Below are 23,122 nucleotides of genomic sequence, written 5' to 3' on the forward strand. Positions count from 1 at the left end.
GATACCCGCCGTTACCGCAGCCCTACCCGCCCAACTGCGGGCAGTCGTGCCGCTGGGGCGGCACGGGTGGGTGCTGGGGGTCCCCCCTCTGGGGGAGGCACCCTGTCAGCGCCGGGCCGCGCGTCCCACCCCGCGGTCACCTCCACACGCGGCACCCCGTCAGCGCCGGGCCGCGCGTCCCACCCGCCGGTGCCCCCGACACACCGGCACCCCGCCAGCACCCGGGCGCGCGCGTCCCACCCGGCGGCCACCCGCACCCACCGGCACCTACAAGGCGACCGACCCCGCCAGCCCCGGTGCCCCGCTCACGCCCCCGCCGACTCCCACCGCCTCCGCCCCAGCAACTCCGCCAGCCCCCTCCGCGTAGCAGCCAGCACCACCCGGTCCTCCCCGCGCAGGACATACGTGTCAGGCAGATCCCACACCAGCCCAGACCCCCCGGTCCCCGCGGACCCTCCGGACCCCCCAGCCCTTCCGATCCCCCCAGACCCCCACCCACCCCAATCCCCGCCCCCACCGTCGGAACCGGCACCCGAAACAGGACCAGAACCCGAACCCGAACCCGGCCCCGATCCCCCCGCACCCCCCACCGCCGTATCCAACGCCAACACCCGCCAGGCCCCCGCCCGAAACGCCTCCCCCACAGTCCGCCCCTCCAACTGCGGATGCCCGCCCACCTCCACAGCCGCGAACAACAACACCCGCCGCTCGACCGGAATCGCACCCAGAATCTGCCGCCCCACCATCGCCCCGGCAAAGGCCGGCGCAGCCAGATGCGTCACGCTCCGGCTCCGAGTGGAGGCGGACGGATGCGCCGCCCGCAGCGTCCGGTACACGGCGGTCGCGAAGTCGTCGTCGTACAACCGCAGCACCACCCGCAGGTCCGGCCGGACCGACCGAGCCGCCAGCACAGCCTCGAGGTTCGTCGTATCCGCACTGGTCACCGCCAGCAACGCATCCGCCCGATGAACCTTCGCCGCCTCCAGCACCCCCTCCTGCGTGACATCCCCCAGCACCACAGGCACCCGCAACCGCCGAGCCGTAGCCATCCCCCGAGCCTCCGGATCGGCCTCGACGCACACCACCGGAACATGCAGCTCCCGCAGCCGCGTCAGCACCCGCGTCCCGATCTTCCCCAGCCCGAGCAGCACCACATGCCCGCTCAGCCCCCGAGGCGGCTTCCGCAGCGCGGAGGCACTCCGAAAGGTCCCGAGCGCCTCCAGCACCGCCGCCAACAACACCGGCAACAACAGCAACCCCAGCAATCCGGAGAGGAGTTGAAGCACCTGCCGCCCCGTCGACTCCTGCAGCGCCGGCTCATTGATGGCGAAGAGATCGAGCAGTGTCTCGTACGTGGCGTGCAGCGGATGATCCCCCGTAGCCACGGTCAACGCCCCGGCCAGCGCGAACACGCACCCCACCAGCCCCGCCAACGACCACCGCAGCCGCCGCGAGAACAGCGACCCGAACGCCGGCACCACCCCCCGCCCACCCGACATGGAAGGTCCCGAATACGACACCTGCTCCAGCACGACGGCCCCCCGCCCCCGCGCCTCCCGCACCGCCGCCTCGTCGGGCAGCAACAGCGGCCCCTGCTCCCCGCTCTCGGAAGAACCGGCATCGTTCCCCGGCCCGGAGAGCAGGGCCAAGGTGGCCAGCCCACCCGCCGCCACCCGCCCGTCCCCACCCGGCTGCCGCTCGACCGCCCGCAGCAGTAACCCATCGGTCTGTACGACCTTGCTGGTCCCGACGAGCGCGGTCGCGACCAGCGCGGGAGCGGCGGTGTCGGCGTCCGACAGTACGACGCTGGAGGCGTCGGAGACACCGTCCCCCGTGGCCAACGCGGCCGCCTGATCGAGGAGTGCCTCGATGTGCTGCCCCAACCGCCGGTTGTAGAGCCGTAGAACGAGCCGCAGCCGGGGATTGAGCCGCCGCGCGGTCAGGGCGGCGCGAATGTTGGTCTCGTCGTCCTCGAAGACGAGCGCGAGCGCGGCGGCCCGTTCCACCCCGATGTCCGCCAGCACCGCCTCCGTGACCTCGGTGGCCTCCACGACCCGCGCGCTGCCGACCGACGCCCCGTTCCCCGCAGTCCCGTTCCCCGCCGCCCGGCTCACCGCGGCGCTGACCACCCGGTCGAGCAGCGCGGCCGAAGCGGCCCGCGCCCGCCCGACCACCGGCGGCCGCACCTCCCGCTCGGAGGGCGGTACGACGAGCGTGACCTGTTCGCCGTAGACGCCCCGCAGTTCGGCGGCGAGCCGATGCGCGAGCCCGTCGTCGCCGCACACCACCATGTGCGCGGCCGGCGCACCACCCGGCTGACCCTGACTCGGAACGCTCACCACGAGGGGAAAGACTGCCTCACCGGGACAGGTGGTTCCAGCATCCACCTGAACAAAGAACGCCAACTCCCCGTAGAAGAGGGGAGGAAGACGAGCAAGAGCCCACCGGAGGGACGCGACCGCCCGTGGCGACCACCACCCGCCCCCGACCCCCCGACCAGGACGAAGGCCGCCAGTCCGCGCCTCTGCTCCTCATCACACTGCTGCTGCTCGCCGTGCTCCTGCAGAACCCCCTGCGCGGAGCCCTGTCCGCCCCGGTGATGCAGAGCTGGACGACGGTCTTCGTGGCGGTGATGGTTCAGGCCCTGCCCTTCCTGGTGCTGGGCGTGCTGCTCTCGGCGGTGATCGCGGTGTTCGTCCCCCCGGCGTTCTTCGCCCGGGCCCTCCCCGCCCGCCCGGCCCTGGCGGTCCCGGTGGCGGGAGCGGCGGGAGCGGTCCTGCCGGGTTGCGAGTGCGCGTCGGTCCCCGTGGCGGGCGCACTGGTCCGCCGGGGAGTGACCCCGGCCGCCGCCCTGGCCTTCCTCCTCTCGGCCCCCGCGATCAACCCGATCGTCCTGACCTCGACGGCGGTGGCCTTCCCCGGCACCCCGGAAATGGTCCTGGCCCGTCTGCTGGCGAGCCTGATGACGGCCTGCGCGATGGGCTGGCTGTGGCTGCGCCTGGGCCGCGCGGACTGGCTGCGCCCACCGATCCGCTCGTCCCACGAGGGGCAGACCAGGGGAGCCGCCTTCTGGGGCTCGGTCCGTCACGACGTGATGCACGCCGGCGGCTTCCTGGTGGTGGGCGCGATCGCGGCGGCGACCTTGAAGGCGGCGGCACCGGAGACATGGCTGCGGCAACTGGCGTCCAACCCACCACTGGCGATCCTCGCCCTCGCGACCCTGGCCGTACTGCTCTCCCTCTGCTCGGAGGCGGACGCGTTCGTGGCGGCGTCCCTGACCCACTTCTCCCTGACGGCCAGGCTCACCTTCCTGGTCGTGGGCCCCATGATCGACCTGAAGCTCTTCGCGATGCAGGCGGGCACCTTCGGCCGCGCCTTCGCGCTGCGCTTCGCTCCGACCACCTTCGTGGTGGCGGTGGCGGTCTCGACGGCGACCGGCGCGGTGCTCCTGTGAAGCGCCAGGCCCAGGCGGCCCTCCTGTTCCTGCTGGGCGCGTCACTGCTGCACGCCGGCACGACGGACCTGTACCTCCGTTACGTGAAATCCGGCCTGCGCCCGCTGCTCCTGCTCTCCGCGGCCATCCTGATCGCGGCGGCCCTGGCCACGGTCTGGTACGAACGCAAGACCCCCACCCCGCCCACCCACCCGGAACCCCGCATCAGCTGGCTCCTGACCCTCCCGGTCCTGGCCCTGATCCTGGTGGCCCCACCGGCCCTGGGCTCATACAGCGCACTCCGCACCGGCACGGCCCTGCAAGAGCCGTACGGCTACGAGGAGTTGCCACCCCACGATCCCACCCCCCTCTCCCTGCCGGACTACGCGGCGAGAGCGGTCTACGACCAGGGCCGCACCCTGAAGAACCGCCGCGTGGAGATCACCGGCTTCGTAGCCCTGTCCCCCTCGGGCACCCCCTACCTCGTCCGCATGACCCTGAACTGCTGCGCGGCGGACGCCCAGCCGATCAAGATCGCCCTGACGGGCCAGGTCCCCCCGGTACTCCGCCCGGACACCTGGCTACGCGTAACGGGCACCTACACCCCCCGCACCACGAAAGACCCGGTGAACGGCGCCCCCATCCCCTACCTGAAGGTGACGAGGGCAACCCCGACGCCACCCCCGGAGGACCCGTACGACGAAACGTGAACCCCTACCCCTGCTTGTCCCCGCTGGCCAGGGCGTACGCCACCAGAGCATTGGCATGCCCGTGCCCCACCCCGTGCTCCGCCTTGAGCCACCCCACCAGCTCCATGTGCTTACTGAGCCCAGCCCCCCGTATGAGCTCCATCCACTCCGGGATCGGCCGCCCGTACTTCTTCTCGATGGACGGAAAGTAACTGGCGGGACCCTTCACCACGGCGGTCATATCGAACCTCTCCTGTAGTGCCGAACGGCGTTACCGAAGAAGAGACTCCCCACCCCACCCAAACTCATCGGTCCCCAGAACACGACAAAGGACCCGGTGCAACCTACACACCAGGCCCTCTGTACAGCGTCGGGGTGGCGGGATTTGAACCCACGACCTCTTCGTCCCGAACGCGATCAGGCCCCTTTGTGACCTTGGTTCCGGCTAACTGACCTGCTCGTTTGGCTCCGGCACTGTCCACTACCGTCCGTGACAGTCTCGGGCCAGCTGCTACGTTTGGCCCCCCGTTTGGCCCCCGACTGTCCACCACTCAGGCCGTGTCTGTGCTGGTCGAGGCTTGCCACGGGGAGCAGGTGCTGAATCGATCGTGATGGTGCGCTGTCGTCGGTGAGCAACCGCATGACCCTCGCGGTACAGAGACCTGACAGCGCACGTCATGCCGAGTCCGCCGGCCGTCTGGCACGGCAACTGAGCATGTCTGGGGTCGATGTCAGTGCCAGGCTGCATGATGTTCCTATGGCAACCGCTGACGAGCCGCCGGGGTCCTGGCGTAGCTCTCTGCGGATGGGACACGGAGACTTCTCCGCAGATAGGAGCGAAGGTGGAGCGTGAGAGGGTCGCTGAGCTTCATTACATTACCCCCATTTCTAACCTCGCCTCCATAGGAACTCATGGCCTGTTGAGCCACCGCGCTGCGGAGGCTGTAGAGCACCTCTCGGTTGCCCTACCTGATGTACAGGACCGGCGTGCACGCAAAGTCGTTCCGAATGGCGGGCCGCTGCACTCTTACGCAAACTTGTACTTCGACGCGCGCAATCCGATGATGTATTACTTGACGCGGCACGGGCACGATGACCTGATTGTCGTGAGAGTTGCGCCGAGCGTTTTGGATATTTCGGGTGCCGTCGTAACGGATGGGAATGCGGCTGCGGATACGACCCGCTTCCTTGCGTCGCCGTCAGGTTTGTCCTTCTTGGAAGCCAAGCTTGTGTATTCCGACAACTGGAATAGTAACGACTACTGGCAGTATGTCGAGCAGAAGCGTGCGCGGTGCGCTGAAGTCTTGGTGCCTAATTCTGTATTGCCTACTTACATCGTCGGCTGTTATACTTCGAATAGCGAGCATGCGGAAATCTGCAAGGCTGCACAGACCCATTGGAAGGTGGAGGTGAATAAACGTGTCTACTTCCGCTGACAACGTGCGGATCGTTCAGGGTGATTTGCTGAAGTCTTCTATGCATGGACTCGTGAACACGGTCAACACTGTTGGGGTGATGGGTAAGGGGATCGCGCTTGCCTTCAAGAAGCGCTATCCGGACATGTTCGCGGACTATGTTCGCCGGTGCGATGCGAAAGAAGTCCACCTAGGGCAACCGTACCCGTTTGAGGTTGATGGGCATGTAGTTATCAACTTCCCAACGAAAGCTCACTGGCGTAGTGTGAGCAAGCTATCCGACATCGTTGATGGGCTCGAATACCTCAAGGCGAACTACCGCGCTTGGGGCCTGCGTTCTATCGCTGTACCGCCCCTGGGCTGCGGCAATGGTCAGCTCGAATGGGCGGTAGTTGGTCCTATTCTGATCGACCGCCTTGCACAGCTCGACATTCCTGTGGAGCTTTACGCTCCGCATGGAGTTGACGTAGCCGGCGGTCAACTCAATCTCTGGGATGATGAGCAGAGAGATGAGCCGCGGAGGAAAATTGATCCTTCGCTCATTGCGCTGGTCGAAATCTTGCATCGCCTTGAAGATCAGCCGTACCGATGGCCAGTCGGTCGCGTGATGCTTCAGAAGCTCGCGTACTTTGCAACGGTGGCCGGATTGCCGACAGGATTCGAGTATGAGCGAGCCAGCTTTGGGCCGTTCTCATCGCAATTGAAGCCAGCAATCGCAAAGCTTCAAAATAACGGCCTGCTCGACGAACGGCAGCGCGGGAAGATGTTCGAAGTTCGAGTGGGTGACGCCTACGAGGCTGCTCGCAAGGAATTCACCTCCCAAATTGAGAAGTGGGATCAAGCCATCGATGCGACGTGCGACCTGGTCGCGCGATTCGATACGACGCAAGCGGAGATCGCGGCTACCGTCCATTACACGGCCTATCATCTCTACCGCAGAAATGGTGACCTTCCGACCGCCACGGAAGTTCTGAATGCCGTGGAGGCTTGGAAGGTTAGGCGCGTGCCCCCGTTGAAGCGTGAAGATATTCTTCGTGCTATCGCTAACCTCGCAACACGTCAGTGGATTCGGGTACTTCCTGATGAATCTATCCAGGAAGCTGCTGAGGAGCTGAGCCTGATTTAGCGACCGCGAGGTGCCTGCTATCGGTCATGTAGCGTTGCTGTGTGCTGGCACTTTTCGATCTCGACAACACTTTGGTTGACCGGCGTGGGGGCCTGGAGGACTGGGTCCGCGGCTTCGTGCGGGCGCGGCGACTGCCCGGGGAAGCGCAATCCATCATCTGCGAGCGGCTCCGGGAGCGGGCCTACCCGGCAGACTTCGTCCATCTGCGGGAGGCGCTCGGGCTCAGCGACGACCCGGGCGACCTATGGCGCGAGTACGTCGACGGCATCGCTCGGTCGGTGCGCTGCTTCCCGGGGGTACGCGAGGGCCTCGAAGCGCTGCGCGGTGAGGGCTGGACGCTCGGTATCGCGACGAACGGCGCGGGGGATATCCAACGGGCCAAGCTCGCCGCGCTTGGACTCGCGTCGCACTTCGACGGCATCTGTGTCTCAGAGGAGATCGGGGCCAGGAAACCGGCGCGCGAGCACTTCGAGGCTGCCGTTGCCCTGTGCGGCCTCCGACTCAGCGTCGGAGGGTGGATGGTCGGGGACAACCCCGAGACGGATATAGAGGGGGCTCGCGCGACGGGGCTTCGTACGGCGTGGGTGGCCAATGGCCGCACATGGAGCGATGGCCTCCGCGAAGCCGACATCGTGGCGTCGGGCGTCGCGGAGGCCATCGTGGCGATGCGGCAGGCGACGGTCTAATCAGGCTGGCGCTCGGGAGCGTCGTGCAGATGCTCAAGTACCTCGGGAATGCCCAGGGACGAACCCCTGAGGTCGTCCCACCGGCTCATGACCGCGGCCGATGCCTCCGCGAGTTCTGCGGGAAGCCCGGCTTCCCGCAGCGTGGCTGCGGCCTCTTCCATCTCGGGGCCCCAGCGCCATGACCGCGCTGCCACCTTCGGGATGTAGCCGGTCTCTGCGAGGTAGCTGGTAGTGCGTCCCTGCGCGATGTCGAGTAGCTCCGCCTCCACTCCGTAGTCACGGGCAAGGGCGTACGAGACCGCAGCGAGTACGCGGCTCGTCTTCTGGTAGCTGCTGTACGACAGCTTGAGCGCGGATGCACGGCCGACTCCGCCGGAGAGTGCGTACGCGTGAACCGCCGATCCAGAGAAGAGCGACGTCACAGGCGTCAGTGCATCCTCCGGGCCGGACAGGTAGAGGCGGGGAGACTTCGAGTCGGACGGAGGCGAGCCGATGATGGACCCGTCCACCACGGTCGCCCCGCCCCGGGTCGCGATGGTGTAGACGCGTGCCATCGTGGCCGGAGAAATCGCGTTGCCGTCCACGTAGATCCCCGCGAACGCGTGAGCCGCAACCTCCGTTGCGACGTCTTCCGCGTACGCCGGCGGGCAGATGCTGAGGATGACGTCAGCCGCGTTGACCAGCTCCCCCAGGTTGCTCGCTGAGGTCAGTCCGTAGCTGAGGGCTCGGTCTTTCGTCGCCGAGCTGCGCCCGGTCGGGCACCACAGAACCTCGGCTCCGCTGAGTCGGGCTTGTGCTGCCACTGCGGCGCCCATGCTGCCCGGGTGCAGGACTCCGACGACTGTCATCCGACGAGCCCCCGAATATCGCGCACTTCGGCGGGTGCGCCGGCCAACCGTGCTTCGTCGATGGCCTGCGCTGCCTGAGCCGCGCTGAGCTGATCGGTTCGGATGACGAGTGACCAGGGCTCCGCGGCATGGTCCAAGAGATCCTGCCGCGTCTCGTGCCAGATCTTGAGGCGGGTGTCCAAGTCCTTGTCGCCGCGCCCCTGGCAGCGCCGATGCGTCACGCCTTCGGGACACCACAGAAGCACCCACACCCAGTTGATCGGGTGGGCTGCGACGGCACGGGCTCCGGCCACCTGCCCCATGTGGAGGACCGGGATGCGCCCCGAGTCGACAAGCGCGGAAACCTCGCCGCGGTCGATGGCGTACTCCGCGTCGTACCGGCTGTTGCGGTACAGAACGTCTCCGGCCTGTGCCAGTTCCTCAATGTGCTCGCGTGTCGTGAGCCGGTATCCGGTGGTCCGCCCGGGGCCTGCCTTGAGTCGCTGGAAGAGCGTGAACTCCGGTCGCAGGTTGGACAGTTCGGCTGTGATCGTGTCCTTGCCGGACCCCGGAGGGCCGTAGAGGATGACGCCGGAAGGGCTCACAGTCCGCCTCCACTCAGTACGTCACGGGCTTCGTCGACCAGGGCGACGGCGGCGCCAAGCCGGTTGTCGACGACGAAGTGCGGGCCCTGCGGACGCATCTTCAGGTCGAGTCCCGAGACGTATTCGTCCCACGCCTCCATCTTCCAGGCGTCGCGAGCCGCCCCGCGGAATTCGATGTACTCGCGCATCGACTCCGGGTCGCACTCAACCCATATGGTCGCGACGGATACGCGCTTTGATCGGCAGCGGTTCTGAAAGCGCTGCATCCATTCGGCTTGGGAGAATTCCGAAATGAACGGGGCATCGAGGATCGTAGAAATTCCGCAATCCACATTGTCCCATGCGGCCTCCATGAGGCACCGGTATTCGAGTGGCCGGACCTTTTCCCGGTAAAGCTCCGAACTCCGGTCATGCGCCTCCCCGCCCATGGCGACCAAGAGTTGGTCCACCAGCGGACGTGTCAGCGAGTCCTTGTCCAGGATGGGCCAGCCGGTTAGTCCACCGAGGAACTTCGCGAACTCCGACTTCCCCGATCCGGCATACCCTCCGACCAGGATCACGGTGGGGCCGTCGGCACTTCCCCCTGCGGTGTGGCGGCGCCATGCATCGACGACACGATTGCGCAGAGCCTCGCTGTCCACATCGTCAGTGCCTTCGCGGATGCTGCTGAGCGCTTGACGTACTGCGTCCGGTTGGTCGGGGAGCTTTCGCGCAGCGGTAGCGGGCGCCGGTACGGATTCCACAGAGGCATCCTCTCCGGGCAGGGCTTTACGGAAGCCAAGTTGAGCTTCGTTGCGACGATAGAGACGGCAGTACGCCCGACGATAATGCGGACCGGGATATACCGAACCCTTTTCGTGGCCCCAGATTGTTTGGAAGTTCGCGGCAATATTGAAGCCGTGACGCTCCGCGATTTCACGTAGCTTCTCCCCCGTATCTTCCAGAGTGAGCCCTATTTCTTCACGATGCATTCGCAGAAGATCGGGCTTCCAATCCGGGTGCTTCCGAGCCATCTGCCCCTCCTAGATAGCTAGTCGAGCTGCGACTGTAGCGGCTCGACTAGGCGTATGGAAAATCGTGATAGCGCATGTGTAAGCGGATGTATAAAACCGCTTGGCCTTTCTCGGGTAGTGGGACGTGATACCGGTTTTCGCGCCACGGATGTGAAGTAGTGCACACACCGAACGAGGAGGTTTAGATGTCCTGCGGCGCGATTGTTCAGGTTCCGTCCCGGCTCGCCGGAAGGTCACTTCCCTTCCAGGGTCGCGACACGTTGGCGCAACTCCCCAACCTCGCTCCGCAGCTTTTCGACTTCCTCGCGCAGTTCGGTAACCGCCCCGACCGGATCGGCGAGCTGTGCAGCGCGGTCGGCGTCGGGCGTCAGGAAGGCTCCCTTGCCCTGATGGCTCACCGCGAGGCCATCTGCCTTCAGTTGGTTGATGGCGGCGCGGGCCACGGTCACCGTGACCCCGTAGGACTTCTGGAGCTGCCCCAACGAGGGGAGCTGTCCAGTCTCGGCGAACTCGCCGGCCGCGATGCGTCGCCGCAGGTCATCCGCGACCTGCTGATAGGCGAACCTGTCGCCGGTCCACTCGACCATCTACACCCCAAGTCTCGTTGTCTCTGCCTCATAGTGCCCAAGTCGCAGAGGTAGAACCAGCGCCCCACGCCGCTTGTTCCGCGAGGGGACTTGACGGACTCTGCCTCACAGTGCACTCTGAGGCAGAGTTGCTAAGTGGCGCAGCCCCGGAAGGGGCGGAGCCCTTGCAAGACCCGTTTGACCTGCACAAATAGCGCCCGGATGCAAGGCCCGGAGCAAGCGCTACGAAGAACTCAACAGAGTGCCGACCCAGCCGCATGAACACGTGCGGTCGATGGGTGCGGGTCACCATCCCGACCGCCCATGTCGGGCCGGGTGACCTGCCCGGATCCGCCCTTCGGGGCGTGACTGGCATTACGTGATCTGACATCCGCAGAACCTTTCGCGGCAGTTGCTGCCGCGCTTCGAACTCAATGCCTCCGCCGCAGGGCGGGCGCCGTCTCTCCAAAGCCTGCGCCCGCCCCGGCGGTCTTCCCGTTCCTCCGCCGTCAGGAGCCTTGCCATGCGTAGCTACATCGGTCATCACCAGGTCGTCACCGCAGACGAGTGCGCGGAGCTGGCCTACCCCTTCGACGAACAGCCGCTCGGGCTGGAAATCGAGCTGTTCCGCGGCCCGTTGCGGCGCGAGAGCGCCAAGGAACGCCGTGCCCGCCTTGACGTCGCCCGCGAGGTGCTCGCGGAGCTGAACGAGCTGGCGGAGGACGGCGACGAGATCGCCGCGTGGGACGCGCTCTACGCCGACGCGCTGACCCACACCGTGCCGTTCCTGCGCGACGCCCACCGCTTCGAGAGCAACGGATCGGAGGCGGCATGACCACCACCACGCAGAACTTGACCGCCGCGCACGCTGAGGTGAAGGCGGAGATCACGCGGACCGATACCAAGACGGCGCTGTTGCTGGCGTTCGTCGGCGCGGTGCTGGCCGGCGCGTGGACGGTCGCCGGGGACCTGCCGCTGAACGTCCCCGTGTACGTGGCGGGCGGATGCGGTCTGGCGCTGCTGGTTGCGGCGGCCGGCCTGTTGCTGCGGTCGGTGCGCCCCAACATCAAGGGGCGGCACGGCTTCCCGCTGTGGGCCACGCTCACTCCGCAGGAGATCACCGACGCCGCCGCGTCCCGGGACCTCGCCGCCGACATCGCGGGTCTGTCCCGACTGGCGGTCGCCAAGTTCACCTGCCTGCGCCGGGCGGTCGACCTGACGTGCGCGGGCGGTGCGCTGCTCATCCTCGCCGTACTGCTCGCGGTGGGAGGTGCGGCATGAGGGGCAAGACCGTTCTTCCCGCCGTCGCGATGACGGCGGTGTCCATGGTCCTCACCCTCGCCGTCGTACTGATGTGGCTGGGCACCGCCGTGCCATGGCCCGTTGCGCTGGTCGTCGGTCTCGGCATCGACGGCGGATGGCTGGCCACCCTTGCCTACGAACGCCGCCTCGCCGCGCAGGGCGACCACAGCCGCACGGTCACCGCCGTCGGCTGGTTCTTCGGCCTGGTCGCCACTGGCGTTCTGGTCGCCCACGCGCTCACCGCCGACCACGCCGTCGGCGCGTGGCTGGCTGTGGCCTGGCTGCCGCTGGCGGCCAAGGCGCTGTGGCTGGTTCACGGACTGTGGGAGCGGACCGCGCTCACCCCGGCCGCGCTCGGTGCGATCCGGGGAATCCAGCAAGAGGCCCGCGACGAAGCGGCCGTGGCCCGTGCGCGACTGCGGGCGGAAGCGGCCACCGAGGAGACCCGGCTGATGGCTGTGACGGAAGCCGGGGCACGCGTCGCACGTGTCCAGGCCAAGACCGCGCAGACTCTCGCGGGGGCGTGGTCGACGCTGGAGACGGCGCGCGATGGCGAGGACACCGGCAGGGCGCTGACCAGCGTGACGACCCGCGTCACACCCGGCGTCACACCCGCGTGGGAACTGCCCGTTTGGGGGCCGACCGAGCCGGTTTCCTCGCTCGCGCTGGAGACCGGCCCCGCGCTCACCGATGACTCACTTGACGCGCTGGTTGACGAGATCCGTCACAGTGAGACGCCCGCGCTGTCCTACCGGGAGATGTCCGCCCGGTTCCGCGCGGCCGGCCACTCCGCATCCGAGGTCCGGCTTCGGGCCGCGTGGAAGCGGGTTGCCTGATGGTGGCCCGTGCCGCGTTCTTCGACCCGGACGGCGACCGCTACGGCATCCCGACCTACCCGTGGAAGTGCGCGCCGGACGGCTACGCCACCCGCCGGGGACTGCGGGCGCTCGGTCTGCGTCCGGGGGGTCAGCCGGTGGCGGCTCAGGTCATGCGCGGGCGGCACCGGCGCCCGCCGCTGGTCGCCTACCTCTACCGCGTCGACCTCGCCAAGCCGGTACGGCCGATGACCTCGCGCAAGTGGGGCGCGCTCGCGCTGGCGATGCTCGCCCGCCGCACCTGCCCCGAGTGCCGGATCACCTACAGCTACTGCCTGCCGGCCTCGCTCGGCACGTGCGTTGCCTGCGCCTACCCCGAGGAACAGCGCGCCGCTTGATCACGTAGGGGGTAGAAGCATCCCCCTCCGCGAAGGGATACGGACTGTATCCCTTACCGCCCGGTAGGGCGCTCACCATCACTCGTACGGGCCCGGCCGCTCACCTCCTACAGCGACGACCGGGCCCGCTCACCCCTCCGCTCAGGAAGGACGTCTCAGTGAAGCACCCCGACGACGACAACGAACTGTTCAACCGGCTCGAAGCCGAGATGGCCGCCGACTCCGGCCCCGACGCGCGGGCGGACGTGGTCGACCTCGACAAGGCCCGGTCGGCCCGTACCGGGTCGGCCGACCCGGCCACCCGACCCACACCCGACCCGTCGGCCGACTCCGGCGCTGGCCGGTCGGGTGCCGAGTCGGGCGACCCGACCGCGCCCGTGATGGTCGACCAGTCGGCCCCGACCGCCACCGGCCCCGGCTACCTCGGTCGGCTCGCCGGCGCCCGACGCCGCGCGGTCGTCCCCGTGTGGCTCAAGTCGGTTGCGGAGCTGCGCACGGCGTCGGGGTGGGTGGCTCGCCACTACGCCCACACCGCCGGGTACCACGCGCTGCGTGCGCCGGTCTACGCCGCCCGGCTCGCCTTGCAGGCTCCGACCGGTGCCGCCCGGTTCGTCGGCGGGACGATGCGGTGGGTGGCCGACCGCGAGGGCGAGCCGGTCCGCCTCGCCGCCGTGCGCCGCGAGGACGCCGCCGAGTACCTGAAGCTGTCCCGGCAGCGCGACGGACGCGTCCGGCTCCGTACCCTCGTAGCCGTGCTGGCGCTGTTCGTCGGTCTTGGCTCCGCGCTGGCCATCTACGTTCTCGCCCCCGGCTGGCTGCAAGCGGTGTCGGTGAGTGCGCTGGTGATGGCGCTCGGGTCGGCCGGACGGCGCGCGGATGCCCCGGTCATCCACCGGGCGGTGGAACTGCCCAAGGCGGTCAAGCTCACCAGTGACATCGTGCTGCGCGCGCTGGGCTCGCTCGGCATTCCCGCCATCAACCAGGCGCAGGGCAAGGGGCGGGACGGGTTCGAGTTCACCGCGCCGATCACCCGTGACGGGCCCGGCTGGCGCGCTGAGGGCAACCTCCCCTACGGCGTGACGGTCACGGACATCATCGAGCGGCGCGAGCGTCTGGCGTCCGGTCTGCGGCGCCCGCTGGGCTGTGTGTGGCCCGAAGCTGTACCGAACGAGCACACCGGGCGGCTTGTGCTGTGGGTGGGTGACCAGGACATGAACCAGGCCAAGAAGCCCGCGTGGCCGCTGGTCAAGAGCGGGTCGGTGGACCTGTTCAAGCCGGTCGCCTACGGCACCGACCAGCGCGGACGCTGGGTTGAGGTCACCCTCATGTACATCGCTGGCGTCATCGGCGCCATCCCTCGCATGGGCAAGACGTTCCTTCTGCGGCTGTTGCTGCTCATCGCCGCCCTCGACCCGCGCGCCGAGCTGCACACCTACGACATGAAGGGAACCGGCGACCTCGACCCGGTCGGCAACGCCGTCTCCCACCGCCATGCCGCGGGCGACGACGACGAAGCGATCGGCTACGCGCTGGCCGACTTCCGGGCGCTGCGCGAGGAACTGCGGCGCCGTACCAAGGTGATCCGCTCGCTTCCCCGCGACATCTGCCCGGAGTCGAAGGTCACCAGCCCGCTTGCCGACAAGCGCTCCCTTGGGCTGCACCCGATCGTGGTCGGGGTGGATGAGTGCCAAGTGCTGTTCGAGCACCCCGAGCACGGCAAGGAGTTCGAGGAGATCGCCACCGACCTGGTCAAGCGCGGTCCCGCCACCGGGATCGTGCTGTTGCTGGCCACCCAGCGCCCCGACGCCAAGTCGCTTCCCACCGGCATCTCCGCGAACGCAGGCGCCCGCTGGTGCCTGAAGGTGATGGGCCAGACCGAGAACGACATGGTCCTCGGCACCTCCGCCTACAAGCGCGGGGTACGGGCGACCATGTTCGCCTGGGGTGACAAGGGCATCCACTACTTCGTGGGCGAGGGAGCCGACGCCCGGATCGTCGCATCCGTCTACGTCGACGCCCCCGCCGCCGACGCCATCGCCGCCCGTGCCCGCACCGCCCGCGAGAAGGCAGGGCTCCTGTCCGGGCACGCGCTCGGCGAGGCACCCGAGACGGTCACCGGCCCCGCCTACGACCTGCTCGCCGACATCCTCGCCGTCGTCCCCGCCAAGGAGACCAAGGCGTGGTCCGAGACGGTCGTTGCCCGGCTCGCGGAACTGCGCCCCGAGGTCTACGACGGGTGGGAGCCCGACGCGCTTGCCGCCGCGCTCAAGCCGCACGGCATCGCCACCATCCAGGTCGGGCGCCGGGTGGACGGCAAGGTCGTCAACCGGCGCGGTGTCGACCGCTCCCACATCACCACCGCCATTGCGGAGCGTGACGGAAAGCGGGACGCGAGCTGACCGTCCGGGGCCGCTAACGATAGCGCCACACCCCGCTAACGTTAGCGGCCCCGCTAGCGCCCCAAACCAGCTCTGATCAGGCCGCTAGCGGATAGCGGCCCACCTGCGGAAACCCCTGAAACCCGCCTGGAAGGGCCCTTGATGACCTCCATCCTCCTTGCTATCGCCTGCCTGCTCGCCGTCACGCTTGGTTACGTCGGGCTGTGTGCGGCCTCGCCGTTCGGTGACTGCCGCACGTGCTCCGGCATGGGCCACGCCCTGAAGACCGACCGCAAGGGCCGCATGAAGCGCGGCAAGGACTGCCGCCGCTGCAAGGCCACCGGCAAGCGCATACGCGTCGGCCGCTGGCTCTACAACCGCTGGGCCCGCATCTACCGCGCCGGAACCGACACCCCCTGCCCGGAAGGACTCCGATGATCCTCAACATCTCCGCCGTGCTCCTGTTCGGCGCCGCCTCCGCCCTCGCCGTCAAGACCAAGTCCGCCGGCGGCGGCGCGGCCATCGTCCTGTTCCTCTTCGGGTTCTTCGCCGCCGGGACCGGCGCGTACGAGCCCATCCACAACCTCGTGCAGGCGGGCGCCGACGCCCTCAACGACCTCGGCTGACAGGAGGCCCCGACCGTGAACGAATCCACTCGTCTCCCGGCCACGTACGACCCGGCGGCCATGGACATCCACCACCCCACCCCGATCACGCCCGCGCACACGGCGCCGCTCATGCCCATGCAGCCCGGCGGCATCCCGGCGGTGGCGAGCGTCGTCCTGCCCGACGGACGGGTCGTCACCGGCTACGCCATCACCCCCATGCAGCCCGAGCCGGTCACGCACAAGCCGCCCGTCTCCCGCGCGGCGGTGAACATCGCGCTCGGGGGCGTCGGGTTCGCCGCCGTGTGCGGCGGGCTGTTCCTGCTGACCGCGTTCATCACCGCCCTGACCGCGCTCATCACCCAGCTCGTCATCCTCGCCGCCGTCCTCTTCGGCGGCTGGGTGGCCGTGCAGGTCTTCAGCGAGAGCAGCCACAAGGGCGCGACCACGGTCAACATCCGCAAGGCAGTCATCAAGCGCAACCACTTCCACACCTGACGGGAGCGTCGCATGAGCCATCTGGAGAGTCCCGTATCCCTGGCCGACCAGGCCGCCGAAGCCGTCCGCGCCATCAACCACCGCACCCGCGTGGCCGGGGCGGACTGGCAGTACCCCAGCGACGCCTACAGCCTGATCGGGACGCTCGCGCACCTGTCACGCATGCTGCCTCAGGCCATCACGCAGGCGCTTGTGCCCGTGACCGACGCCCACGAGGCCGACCGGCTCACCGTGGACGGGGGCAAGGACCCTGACCAGGCCGCATCGTCCGCAGTACAGACGACGCGCGTCGCGATCAGCCGCGCACAGCGCCTTGCCGAAGCCCTCGACCAGGTCCACTCAGCCCTCAGCCCGCTCGGCTACGACACGAGCGACGACGAGGACGAACAGCCGTGCGGGGAGGGCATGTGCCAGTGCTACTGCGTCGGCGCCTGGCACCCGTGCGGCTGCGACTGCCCGCACCCCGACGACTGTGACTGCGACTTCTGCGAGCTGCGCGACCAGTACTAGCTACGCCCGGGGCGGGCGCCGTCTCTCCAAAGCCTGCGCCCGCCCCGGTCCTCCCGTCCCTCCAAGAGATCAGGAGAACCCCCAGCATGACCCATGCCCGCACCATCCCGCGAGACCCCCTCGCGGCGGCCCTGGAAGCCGCCGCCCGCGGCTGGCACGTCTTCCCCCTCCGCCCCGGCACCAAGCGGCCCGCCCTCCACGGCGAAGCCACCTGCCCCCGCACCGGCCAGTGCGCCGGCGGACACGTGAAGTGGGAGCGGCGCGCCACCACCGACCCCGACCGCATCCGCGCCGCCTGGTCGGCCGACGCGTTCAACATCGGCATTGCCACCGGCCCGTCCGGGCTGGTCGTCGTCGACCTCGACATGCCCAAGACCAAAGGCAGTGCGGACGCGCCGTGCGGTGCGACGACCTTTGAGGCGCTCTGCGAGCGCGCCGGACACGCCGTCCCCGACACCTACCGAGTGCGGACCGCGAGCGGCGGCACGCACCTGTACTTCACCGCCCCCAACGGCGTCCGGCTGGCCAACACGGCCGGGACCATCGGCGAGTTGGTCGACACCCGCGCGTGGGGCGGCTACGTCGTCGCTGCGGGCAGCACCACCGACACCGGAGCGTACGAAGCCGTCAGCGGCTCTGTGGCGGCTCCGCTGCCCGAATGGCTACAAACCATCCTGAAACCCTCCCCCGGGCGCTCTACGGGCCCGCTGACGCTCCCTGCGGTCGACGGGAGCCGCGCGGCCCTGTCCGCACTGGAAGCCGAGTGCGCCGTCGTGTCCGCCGCGCCGGACAAACAGCGCAACACCACACTCAACCGGTGCGCCTTCAAGGTGGGGCGCTTCGTCGCCTGGGGCGACATCCCCCGGCACGTGGTGGAAGAGGCCTTCCAAGGGGCGGGGGAGGGGCGGGGACTCACCGCGGCCGAGTGCCGCGCCACGATCCGCAGTGCCCTGAACAGCTCCATCCGCAAGGCCCGACCCCGGGAGGCGGCATGAACGCCCCCCGACCCTCCCCTTTGGAAGGCCAACCCCCCGCGAGCGGAGGGCACGTCGCCGAACTCGCCCCGCCCGCACCGGCCATGGGCGACCCGAAGGGCGTCGCCGAAGGCGTCCGAACTGCCCTTGGCACTGACCGCCACGGCGACGACGGGCGCCGCGCCATCGCGTGGCTGCACATCAGCGCGCCCGGTCGCGGCGCCACCCCCACCGCCACGTCGTGGTGCGCGTGCGGACGCGACCGCTCCGCCGTCGGCATCCGCCGCGTGCTCGCACTCGCCGCCGATCACGACTCCCACCGCACCACCTGCCCGTTGCGCAACCCCCAGGAAGGACGGGCCGCATGACCGACCAGACCCCCGCCCCGCCCACCATCGACGGCGCCGCGCTGCTCAACGAGGTGGAAGCCTTCCACCGGCGCTTCAACGTCTTCCCCACCGAAGCCGCCTACGTCGCCGTGACGCTGTGGGACGCCCACGCACACCTGCTCGACTGCTTCGAGTCCACCCCCCGCATCGCCTTCCTCAGCCCCGAACCGGGGTCCGGAAAGTCGCGGGCACTGGAGATCGTGGAAACCCTCGTACCGAACCCCATGGCCGCAGTCGACGCGTCCGCCGCCGCCCTGTTCCGCTCCGTCTCCGGGGTCGACGGCGAACGGCCCACGATCCTGTTCGACGAGATCGACACCATCTTTGGCCCCAAGGCCGGAGAGAACGAACAGCTCCGCGGGTTCATCAACGCCGGGCACCGGCGCGGCAAGGTGATGTACCGGTGCGTCGGGGACGGCGCCAACCAGACCGTTCAGGCCTTCCCCTCCTACACCGCCGTAGCGGTCGCCGGTCTCGGCTCCCTGCCCGACACGATCCTCACCCGCTCGGTCATCATCCGCATGCGCCGGCGCGCGAGGAACGAGAAGGCGGAGCCCTACCGCTCGCGCATCCACGAGAAGGAAGGGTTCGCCCTGCGCGACCGCCTCGCCATGTGGGCGGAGCAGGTGCGCGACCAGGTCGCCGGAGCCTGGCCGGAGATGCCCGAGGGCGTCACCGACCGCCCCGCCGACGTGTGGGAACCCCTGCTCGCCGTCGCGGACGCGGTCGGGGGCGAGTGGCCCAAGCGTGCCCGCGAAGCCTGCACCGAGCTGGTCAAGGCATCCCAGGTCAACGACAAGGGCAGCATCGGCATCCGCCTGCTGACCGACCTCCGCGACCACGTCATGGTCGGTGTCGACCGCCTGCCCACCATCGCCGTACTCGACCGGCTCAACGCCCTCGACGACGCCCCGTGGGCCGACCTCGACGGCAAGGCACTCGACAACCGGCGCCTGTCCAAGATGCTCAGCCAGTACGTCACCGCCGACGGAACCCCCGTCGCCTCACGGAACATCCGCACGGCCGGAGGGGTCCTCAAGGGCTACTACAGCGAAGACCTCGAAGACGCGTGGGCCCGCTACTGCCCGCCCCCGTCCCCGTAGGTCCGCTACTGCCGCTACATCCGCTACACCCCAGGTCAGACACCCATTTCCTGTAGCGGCAACCACCCGATGTAGCGGCTACGGCCACACCCCCGCGTAGCGCCGTAGCCGCTACATCCCGCACGTCCGCTACACAAACACCCCCGCTGACCTGCGATGTAGCGGCGTAGCGGATGTAGCGGACTTCTGAGAAGGCACCAAGACACCCCCGCCTAGGAGGCACTCCGGAATGAGCGTCACGCTCGCCGCTCCCGCCGAGCGGCTCCTGTACCGACCGGAAGAAGCTGCGGCGGCGCTGGGCATCGGCCGCTCGCTGGTCTACGAGGAAATCCGCCTCGGACGACTCCAGACCGTCCGCATCGGTCGCCGCCGACTCGTGCCGCCCGAGTACATCGCGCAGTACGTCGAACTCCTCAAGCGCGAGGCAGAGGCCACCGCCTGAACTCCCCATCACCCCAGTTCCACAGGGCCGCGCCCTACAGGGCGCGGCCCTGTCCTACGGAGGAACAACAGAAGATGAGCGATACCCCGAAGCGCACCCGGGCTGGCCACGGCGCGGACACCATCTATTGGGACCCCGTCAAGAAGAGCTACGTCGGAGCCGTCTCCCTGGGATACGCCCCGAACGGCAAGCGCCGTCGGCCGAAGGTGTACGGCAAGACGAAGACCGAAGTCCGCAACAAGATCCGGGACTTGAAGAAGGAGGTGCGGACGGGCGTCAAAGCGCCGGCCAACTACACCGTGGCCGACGCGGTGAACGACTGGCTGGAGCGCGGGCTGAAGGGACGCGACGAGAAGGGCACCATCGGCAAGAACCGCTCGATGGCGAACAAGCACCTGATCCCGTTCATCGGCAAGGCCAAGCTGAAGGAACTCAGTGCGGACGACGTCGACGACTGGTTGGACGACAGGGCCGAATTCCTCGCGACGCGAAGCCTGCGTGACCTGCTCGCCATCCTGCGCCGCTCCATCGCGCATGCTCAGCGCAGGGACAAGGCCGCGCGGAACGTCGCCCTACTCGTCACAGCACCGGAGGGACGCCCCGGCCGACCGAGCAAGGCACTGAACCTGGAGCAGGCGAAAGCCGTGCTCACCGCCGCGCGTCCGTCACGGCTGTACGCCTACCTCGTGCTCTCGCTCCTCAGCGGCGTGCGCACGGAAGAGGCGCGGCCCCTCACCTGGGATCACGTCTTTCTGGAGACGACGGACGGCATCCCGCCTCACGTCGCGGTGTGGCGTTCGGTGCGCAAGCACGGTGAGACCAAGACCAGGAAGAGCCGCCGGACCATCGCTCTGCCGAAACAGGTGGTCGAAGTCCTCGAAGAGCACATGCGATGGCAGAAGCAGGAGCGGGCATCGAGAGGGAAGGAGTGGAGTCCGACCGGCCGTGTCTTCACGACTCGGAGCGGCGAGCCGCTCGACGCGGCCAACGTTCGACGCGACTTCAAGGCCATCGTGAAGAAGGCCGGACTGAAGCCTGAGTGGACCCCTCGGGAGCTCCGGCACAGCTTCGTGTCCCTGCTCTCCGACCACGGCATCCCCTTGGAGCGGATCGCGCTCTTGGTCGGTCACAGCAGCCAGGCGACCACAGAGGCGGTCTACCGCAAACAGCTCCGGCCCGTGATCACGCAGGGCGCCGAAGCCATGGACGACATCTTCGCCGAAGATCAGGAAGGGGAGGACACAAAGGCCGACGCGGTGGCCTGATCAAATTCGTTTGGCCCCCTGTTTGGCCCCCCGAGCATGAAAGAGGGCCATTCGCGATCATGCGAATGGCCCTCTTACCAGCGTCGGGGTGGCGGGATTTGAACCCACGACCTCTTCGTCCCGAACGAAGCGCGCTGCCAAGCTGCGCTACACCCCGATGTCCCCGCTCGACGCGGTGACGTCGTTTACTTTAGCCCACCGGTGGCTGGAGACGAAATCCGGTTTTGGCGCGGTGGTGGGCCCGGTGGCGGACCATGTTGGGGCGGGTGTGGTCCAGGACGACCAGGAGGACGGCCAGGGCGTAGATGGACAGGCCGATCAGGAGGGCGTTGCCCAGGACGCTCTTGTAGCCGTGCAGGCCCACGTCGAGGAAGGGGTAGAGGTAGCGGGCCGGGGTGCCGGCCGGGAGCAGTTCGGCTCGGGTCAGGGAGAAGGCCAGGTACGCCAGGGGGTAGAGGAGCCAGGCCGCCGCCTGGCGCAGGTGCAGGCTGCCCGGTGCCGTCAGCAGGAGCCAGTCCAGGGCCGCCGCGACCGGGGTGATCGTGTGCAGGACGAGATTGGTCACCGCGTGCCAGCCCGTCGACGGTGCCGTGTCTCCCGTCATCGAGAACGGGCTCGACGCGTTCGCCAGGAGCAGGTGGTACACCAGGCCCGTGGTGGACACGTACAGCAGGGCCGCGCCCGTCAGGCCCGACGCCAGGGGGCGGCGGGCCGCCCATGCCCGGCGTGCCGCCAGCACCATGACCAGTGCCAGCAGGATGTTGCTCTGGATCGTGAAGTAGCTCAGCACCCGCAGGGGGCTGCCGAGAACCAGGTCGATCGTCACCGCCCCGGCCGCCAGCAGGGCGACCAGCAGGCGGAACGCGGCGGCCAGGCGGCGGCGTACGGGCTCCACCACGGCCGTGGCGGGAACGGGCGAGGGCAGGAACCCGGGAATGCCCGGGATCGCGGGCAGGTCCGGGATGTCCCTGGGTATGGGGGCGGTCATGCCCCCCACGCTAAGCAAATGGGGCATAACGGGCCATGCGGGTGGCCCGTGCGGGTTACCCCCACGTCAACCCCTTACCGCCGCTTCTCCACCAGCGTCAGCAGCGTCGCCTCCGGCGGGCACGCGAAGCGGAACGGGGTGTAGCGGTTGGCGCCGCAGCCCGCCGAGACGTGCAGGTACGCCCTGCGGCCGTCCGCCGTATGCGTCGAGAGGCCTTTCACCCGGTCGGTGTCCAGGTCGCAATTGGTGACCAGGGCGCCGTAGAAGGGGATGCAGAGCTGGCCGCCGTGCGTGTGGCCGGCCAGGACCAGGGGATAGCCGTCCGCCGTGAAGGCGTCCAGGACGCGGAGGTACGGCGCGTGCACCACGGCCATCGAGAAGTCCGCCGTACCCGACGGGCCGCCCGCGACCTCGGCGTACCGGTCCCTCTTGATGTGCGGGTCGTCGAGCCCCGTCAGTTCCACCGACACGCCGTCGACCTTCAGGGCGCCGCGCGTGTTGGTCAGGTTCACCCAGCCCGCCGTGTCGAAGCCGTCGCGCAGGTCCTCCCACGGATTGTGGAGCGCGCCGACGGCCGGCGGGTTGCCGTTCAGACCGTGCTTGCCCTGCGCCTTCTCGATCAGGTAGAGGGCGGGGTTACGGAGCTTGGGGCCGTAGTAGTCGTTGGAGCCGAAGACGTACGCGCCCGGGAACTCCATCAGCGGGCCCAGCGCGTCCAGCACCTCCGGTACGCCCTCGGGGTCCGAGAGGTTGTCGCCGGTGTTGATCACGAAGTCGGGGCGCAGGCCCGCCAGCGAGCGCAGCCAGCGCTGCTTCTTGCGCTGTCCGCTCACCATGTGGATGTCGGAGACCTGCAGCACGCGCAGGGGACGCATACCGGCGGGGAGGACGGGGACCGTCACCCGCCGCAGGCGGAAGGAGCGGGCTTCGAAACCCGCCGAATACAGCAGACCGGCGGCGCCGGCCGCCGCCATTCCCAGGGGTACTCCGTATCGCGCGCGCATACCTCCATCGTGTCAGATCGTCCCAACTACCGTGTCCGGCCGCCCCTCAGGGGACCGCCGGGGGCGCCCCGCAAGGGACCGCCGGGGAAAT

26 protein-coding genes, 1 tRNA gene and 1 pseudogene are annotated in these 23,122 nt (G+C 68.7%); 19 read left to right on the forward strand and 9 right to left on the reverse strand.

What is annotated here, in order from left to right; all coding sequences use genetic code 11:
• Nucleotides 1-305: 305 nt before the first annotated feature.
• Entirely contained in the window at nucleotides 306-2,291 is a 1,986-nt protein-coding gene (locus ACWD11_RS09095) for an NAD-binding protein (RefSeq protein ID WP_451282327.1), read from the reverse strand.
• Nucleotides 2,292-2,464: 173 nt separating this feature from the next.
• On the opposite strand from ACWD11_RS09095, the gene ACWD11_RS09100 reads away from it, so the two are divergent.
• Nucleotides 2,465-3,454, forward strand: a complete 990-nt coding sequence (locus tag ACWD11_RS09100) for a permease (RefSeq protein WP_451282161.1) — start codon at nucleotides 2,465-2,467, stop codon at nucleotides 3,452-3,454.
• A complete protein-coding gene (locus tag ACWD11_RS09105) occupies nucleotides 3,451-4,143 on the forward strand; it encodes a TIGR03943 family putative permease subunit (RefSeq protein WP_389416823.1) in 693 nt (230 codons plus the stop codon). The genes ACWD11_RS09100 and ACWD11_RS09105 overlap by 4 nt, the downstream gene beginning before the upstream one ends.
• Nucleotides 4,144-4,147: 4 nt before the next feature.
• Here ACWD11_RS09105 and ACWD11_RS09110 read toward each other — a convergent pair whose 3' ends face one another.
• A complete protein-coding gene (locus tag ACWD11_RS09110; RefSeq protein WP_389416824.1) occupies nucleotides 4,148-4,363 on the reverse strand; it encodes a DUF4287 domain-containing protein in 216 nt (71 codons plus the stop codon).
• 601 nt (nucleotides 4,364-4,964) lie between these two features.
• Between ACWD11_RS09110 and ACWD11_RS09115 the strand changes: the two genes are divergently transcribed.
• The 3 genes from ACWD11_RS09115 to ACWD11_RS09125 are packed head-to-tail and all read left to right on the forward strand — an operon-like array spanning nucleotide 4,965 to nucleotide 7,349.
• On the forward strand, nucleotides 4,965-5,558 hold the full coding sequence (locus ACWD11_RS09115; RefSeq protein WP_451282163.1) for a DUF4433 domain-containing protein: 594 nt from the start codon (nucleotides 4,965-4,967) through the stop codon (nucleotides 5,556-5,558).
• Complete coding sequence (gene darG, locus ACWD11_RS09120; RefSeq protein ID WP_451282165.1) at nucleotides 5,542-6,663, forward strand: type II toxin-antitoxin system antitoxin DNA ADP-ribosyl glycohydrolase DarG; 1,122 nt, start codon at nucleotides 5,542-5,544, stop codon at nucleotides 6,661-6,663. Before ACWD11_RS09115 ends, darG begins: the two co-directional genes overlap by 17 nt.
• 41 nt (nucleotides 6,664-6,704) lie before the next feature.
• Complete coding sequence (locus ACWD11_RS09125) at nucleotides 6,705-7,349, forward strand: HAD family hydrolase (RefSeq protein WP_451282167.1); 645 nt, start codon at nucleotides 6,705-6,707, stop codon at nucleotides 7,347-7,349.
• On the opposite strand, the gene ACWD11_RS09130 is transcribed toward ACWD11_RS09125, so the two are convergent.
• From ACWD11_RS09130 to ACWD11_RS09145, 4 genes are all read right to left on the reverse strand, one after another.
• The gene (locus ACWD11_RS09130) at nucleotides 7,346-8,197 is read right to left on the reverse strand and encodes a DUF1932 domain-containing protein (protein ID WP_451282169.1); all 852 of its coding nucleotides are present in this window, start codon (nucleotides 8,195-8,197) and stop codon (nucleotides 7,346-7,348) included. The genes ACWD11_RS09125 and ACWD11_RS09130 overlap by 4 nt on opposite strands.
• The gene (locus tag ACWD11_RS09135) at nucleotides 8,194-8,781 is read right to left on the reverse strand and encodes a guanylate kinase (RefSeq protein ID WP_451282171.1); all 588 of its coding nucleotides are present in this window, start codon (nucleotides 8,779-8,781) and stop codon (nucleotides 8,194-8,196) included. Before ACWD11_RS09135 ends, ACWD11_RS09130 begins: the two co-directional genes overlap by 4 nt.
• A complete protein-coding gene (locus ACWD11_RS09140; RefSeq protein ID WP_451282172.1) occupies nucleotides 8,778-9,794 on the reverse strand; it encodes an AAA family ATPase in 1,017 nt (338 codons plus the stop codon). Before ACWD11_RS09140 ends, ACWD11_RS09135 begins: the two co-directional genes overlap by 4 nt.
• Nucleotides 9,795-10,027: 233 nt before the next feature.
• Nucleotides 10,028-10,381, reverse strand: coding sequence for a GntR family transcriptional regulator (locus ACWD11_RS09145; RefSeq protein WP_451282173.1), 354 nt, complete (start codon nucleotides 10,379-10,381; stop codon nucleotides 10,028-10,030).
• A 502-nt stretch (nucleotides 10,382-10,883) separates the two neighbouring features.
• On the opposite strand from ACWD11_RS09145, the gene ACWD11_RS09150 reads away from it, so the two are divergent.
• The 14 genes and pseudogenes from ACWD11_RS09150 (at nucleotide 10,884) to ACWD11_RS09215 (ending at nucleotide 21,039) form a co-directional block, all read left to right on the forward strand.
• Complete coding sequence (locus tag ACWD11_RS09150; RefSeq protein WP_451282175.1) at nucleotides 10,884-11,195, forward strand: hypothetical protein; 312 nt, start codon at nucleotides 10,884-10,886, stop codon at nucleotides 11,193-11,195.
• A complete protein-coding gene (locus ACWD11_RS09155) occupies nucleotides 11,192-11,641 on the forward strand; it encodes a Pycsar system effector family protein (protein ID WP_451282177.1) in 450 nt (149 codons plus the stop codon). The genes ACWD11_RS09150 and ACWD11_RS09155 overlap by 4 nt, the downstream gene beginning before the upstream one ends.
• Complete coding sequence (locus ACWD11_RS09160; protein ID WP_451282179.1) at nucleotides 11,638-12,498, forward strand: protein spdB; 861 nt, start codon at nucleotides 11,638-11,640, stop codon at nucleotides 12,496-12,498. The genes ACWD11_RS09155 and ACWD11_RS09160 overlap by 4 nt, the downstream gene beginning before the upstream one ends.
• Entirely contained in the window at nucleotides 12,498-12,875 is a 378-nt protein-coding gene (locus ACWD11_RS09165; RefSeq protein WP_451282181.1) for an RRQRL motif-containing zinc-binding protein, read from the forward strand. Before ACWD11_RS09160 ends, ACWD11_RS09165 begins: the two co-directional genes overlap by 1 nt.
• A 158-nt stretch (nucleotides 12,876-13,033) precedes the next feature.
• Nucleotides 13,034-15,274, forward strand: coding sequence for a cell division protein FtsK (locus ACWD11_RS09170; RefSeq protein ID WP_451282183.1), 2,241 nt, complete (start codon nucleotides 13,034-13,036; stop codon nucleotides 15,272-15,274).
• Nucleotides 15,275-15,415: 141 nt separating this feature from the next.
• The gene (locus ACWD11_RS09175; RefSeq protein WP_451282185.1) at nucleotides 15,416-15,691 is read left to right on the forward strand and encodes a hypothetical protein; all 276 of its coding nucleotides are present in this window, start codon (nucleotides 15,416-15,418) and stop codon (nucleotides 15,689-15,691) included.
• The gene (locus tag ACWD11_RS09180; RefSeq protein WP_161066051.1) at nucleotides 15,688-15,879 is read left to right on the forward strand and encodes a hypothetical protein; all 192 of its coding nucleotides are present in this window, start codon (nucleotides 15,688-15,690) and stop codon (nucleotides 15,877-15,879) included. The genes ACWD11_RS09175 and ACWD11_RS09180 overlap by 4 nt, the downstream gene beginning before the upstream one ends.
• Nucleotides 15,880-15,939: 60 nt before the next feature.
• A complete protein-coding gene (locus tag ACWD11_RS09185; RefSeq protein WP_451282329.1) occupies nucleotides 15,940-16,356 on the forward strand; it encodes a hypothetical protein in 417 nt (138 codons plus the stop codon).
• A 12-nt stretch (nucleotides 16,357-16,368) separates the two neighbouring features.
• Nucleotides 16,369-16,866, forward strand: coding sequence for a hypothetical protein (locus ACWD11_RS09190; RefSeq protein ID WP_451282186.1), 498 nt, complete (start codon nucleotides 16,369-16,371; stop codon nucleotides 16,864-16,866).
• Nucleotides 16,867-16,952: 86 nt separating this feature from the next.
• Entirely contained in the window at nucleotides 16,953-17,861 is a 909-nt protein-coding gene (locus tag ACWD11_RS09195; protein ID WP_451282188.1) for a bifunctional DNA primase/polymerase, read from the forward strand.
• Nucleotides 17,858-18,208, forward strand: a complete 351-nt coding sequence (locus tag ACWD11_RS09200) for a hypothetical protein (protein WP_451282190.1) — start codon at nucleotides 17,858-17,860, stop codon at nucleotides 18,206-18,208. Before ACWD11_RS09195 ends, ACWD11_RS09200 begins: the two co-directional genes overlap by 4 nt.
• Nucleotides 18,205-19,388 (forward strand): annotated as a pseudogene (locus ACWD11_RS09205) (DUF3631 domain-containing protein). The gene ACWD11_RS09200 and the pseudogene ACWD11_RS09205 overlap by 4 nt, the downstream one beginning before the upstream one ends.
• A 173-nt stretch (nucleotides 19,389-19,561) precedes the next feature.
• On the forward strand, nucleotides 19,562-19,774 hold the full coding sequence (locus ACWD11_RS09210; RefSeq protein WP_451282192.1) for a helix-turn-helix domain-containing protein: 213 nt from the start codon (nucleotides 19,562-19,564) through the stop codon (nucleotides 19,772-19,774).
• 74 nt (nucleotides 19,775-19,848) lie between these two features.
• The gene (locus ACWD11_RS09215; protein WP_451282194.1) at nucleotides 19,849-21,039 is read left to right on the forward strand and encodes a site-specific integrase; all 1,191 of its coding nucleotides are present in this window, start codon (nucleotides 19,849-19,851) and stop codon (nucleotides 21,037-21,039) included.
• A gap of 83 nt (nucleotides 21,040-21,122) precedes the next feature.
• On the opposite strand, the gene ACWD11_RS09220 is transcribed toward ACWD11_RS09215, so the two are convergent.
• From ACWD11_RS09220 to ACWD11_RS09230, 3 genes are all read right to left on the reverse strand, one after another.
• Nucleotides 21,123-21,196 (reverse strand) — tRNA-Pro (locus ACWD11_RS09220).
• 33 nt (nucleotides 21,197-21,229) lie between these two features.
• Nucleotides 21,230-22,027, reverse strand: a complete 798-nt coding sequence (locus tag ACWD11_RS09225) for a Pr6Pr family membrane protein (protein ID WP_389416825.1) — start codon at nucleotides 22,025-22,027, stop codon at nucleotides 21,230-21,232.
• Nucleotides 22,028-22,101: 74 nt separating this feature from the next.
• Entirely contained in the window at nucleotides 22,102-23,031 is a 930-nt protein-coding gene (locus ACWD11_RS09230) for a metallophosphoesterase (RefSeq protein ID WP_389416826.1), read from the reverse strand.
• Between the last annotated feature and the right edge of the window lie 91 nt (nucleotides 23,032-23,122).

Source organism: Streptomyces sp. NPDC002776 (genome assembly GCF_053592195.1).

Coding starts and splice junctions, on each gene's coding strand:
- ACWD11_RS09160 (WP_451282179.1), top strand. CDS start 11,638: ATGAGGGGCAAGACCGTTCTTCCCGCCGTCGCGATGACGGCGGTGTCC.
- ACWD11_RS09095 (WP_451282327.1), bottom strand. CDS start 2,291: ATGGTGGTGTGCGGCGACGACGGGCTCGCGCATCGGCTCGCCGCCGAA.
- ACWD11_RS09150 (WP_451282175.1), top strand. CDS start 10,884: ATGCGTAGCTACATCGGTCATCACCAGGTCGTCACCGCAGACGAGTGC.
- ACWD11_RS09145 (WP_451282173.1), bottom strand. CDS start 10,381: ATGGTCGAGTGGACCGGCGACAGGTTCGCCTATCAGCAGGTCGCGGAT.
- ACWD11_RS09225 (WP_389416825.1), bottom strand. CDS start 22,027: ATGACCGCCCCCATACCCAGGGACATCCCGGACCTGCCCGCGATCCCG.
- ACWD11_RS09130 (WP_451282169.1), bottom strand. CDS start 8,197: ATGACAGTCGTCGGAGTCCTGCACCCGGGCAGCATGGGCGCCGCAGTG.
- ACWD11_RS09155 (WP_451282177.1), top strand. CDS start 11,192: ATGACCACCACCACGCAGAACTTGACCGCCGCGCACGCTGAGGTGAAG.
- ACWD11_RS09195 (WP_451282188.1), top strand. CDS start 16,953: ATGACCCATGCCCGCACCATCCCGCGAGACCCCCTCGCGGCGGCCCTG.
- ACWD11_RS09215 (WP_451282194.1), top strand. CDS start 19,849: ATGAGCGATACCCCGAAGCGCACCCGGGCTGGCCACGGCGCGGACACC.
- ACWD11_RS09230 (WP_389416826.1), bottom strand. CDS start 23,031: ATGCGCGCGCGATACGGAGTACCCCTGGGAATGGCGGCGGCCGGCGCC.
- ACWD11_RS09140 (WP_451282172.1), bottom strand. CDS start 9,794: ATGGCTCGGAAGCACCCGGATTGGAAGCCCGATCTTCTGCGAATGCAT.
- ACWD11_RS09185 (WP_451282329.1), top strand. CDS start 15,940: ATGGACATCCACCACCCCACCCCGATCACGCCCGCGCACACGGCGCCG.
- ACWD11_RS09175 (WP_451282185.1), top strand. CDS start 15,416: ATGACCTCCATCCTCCTTGCTATCGCCTGCCTGCTCGCCGTCACGCTT.
- ACWD11_RS09180 (WP_161066051.1), top strand. CDS start 15,688: ATGATCCTCAACATCTCCGCCGTGCTCCTGTTCGGCGCCGCCTCCGCC.
- ACWD11_RS09165 (WP_451282181.1), top strand. CDS start 12,498: ATGGTGGCCCGTGCCGCGTTCTTCGACCCGGACGGCGACCGCTACGGC.
- ACWD11_RS09190 (WP_451282186.1), top strand. CDS start 16,369: ATGAGCCATCTGGAGAGTCCCGTATCCCTGGCCGACCAGGCCGCCGAA.
- ACWD11_RS09200 (WP_451282190.1), top strand. CDS start 17,858: ATGAACGCCCCCCGACCCTCCCCTTTGGAAGGCCAACCCCCCGCGAGC.
- ACWD11_RS09110 (WP_389416824.1), bottom strand. CDS start 4,363: ATGACCGCCGTGGTGAAGGGTCCCGCCAGTTACTTTCCGTCCATCGAG.
- ACWD11_RS09210 (WP_451282192.1), top strand. CDS start 19,562: ATGAGCGTCACGCTCGCCGCTCCCGCCGAGCGGCTCCTGTACCGACCG.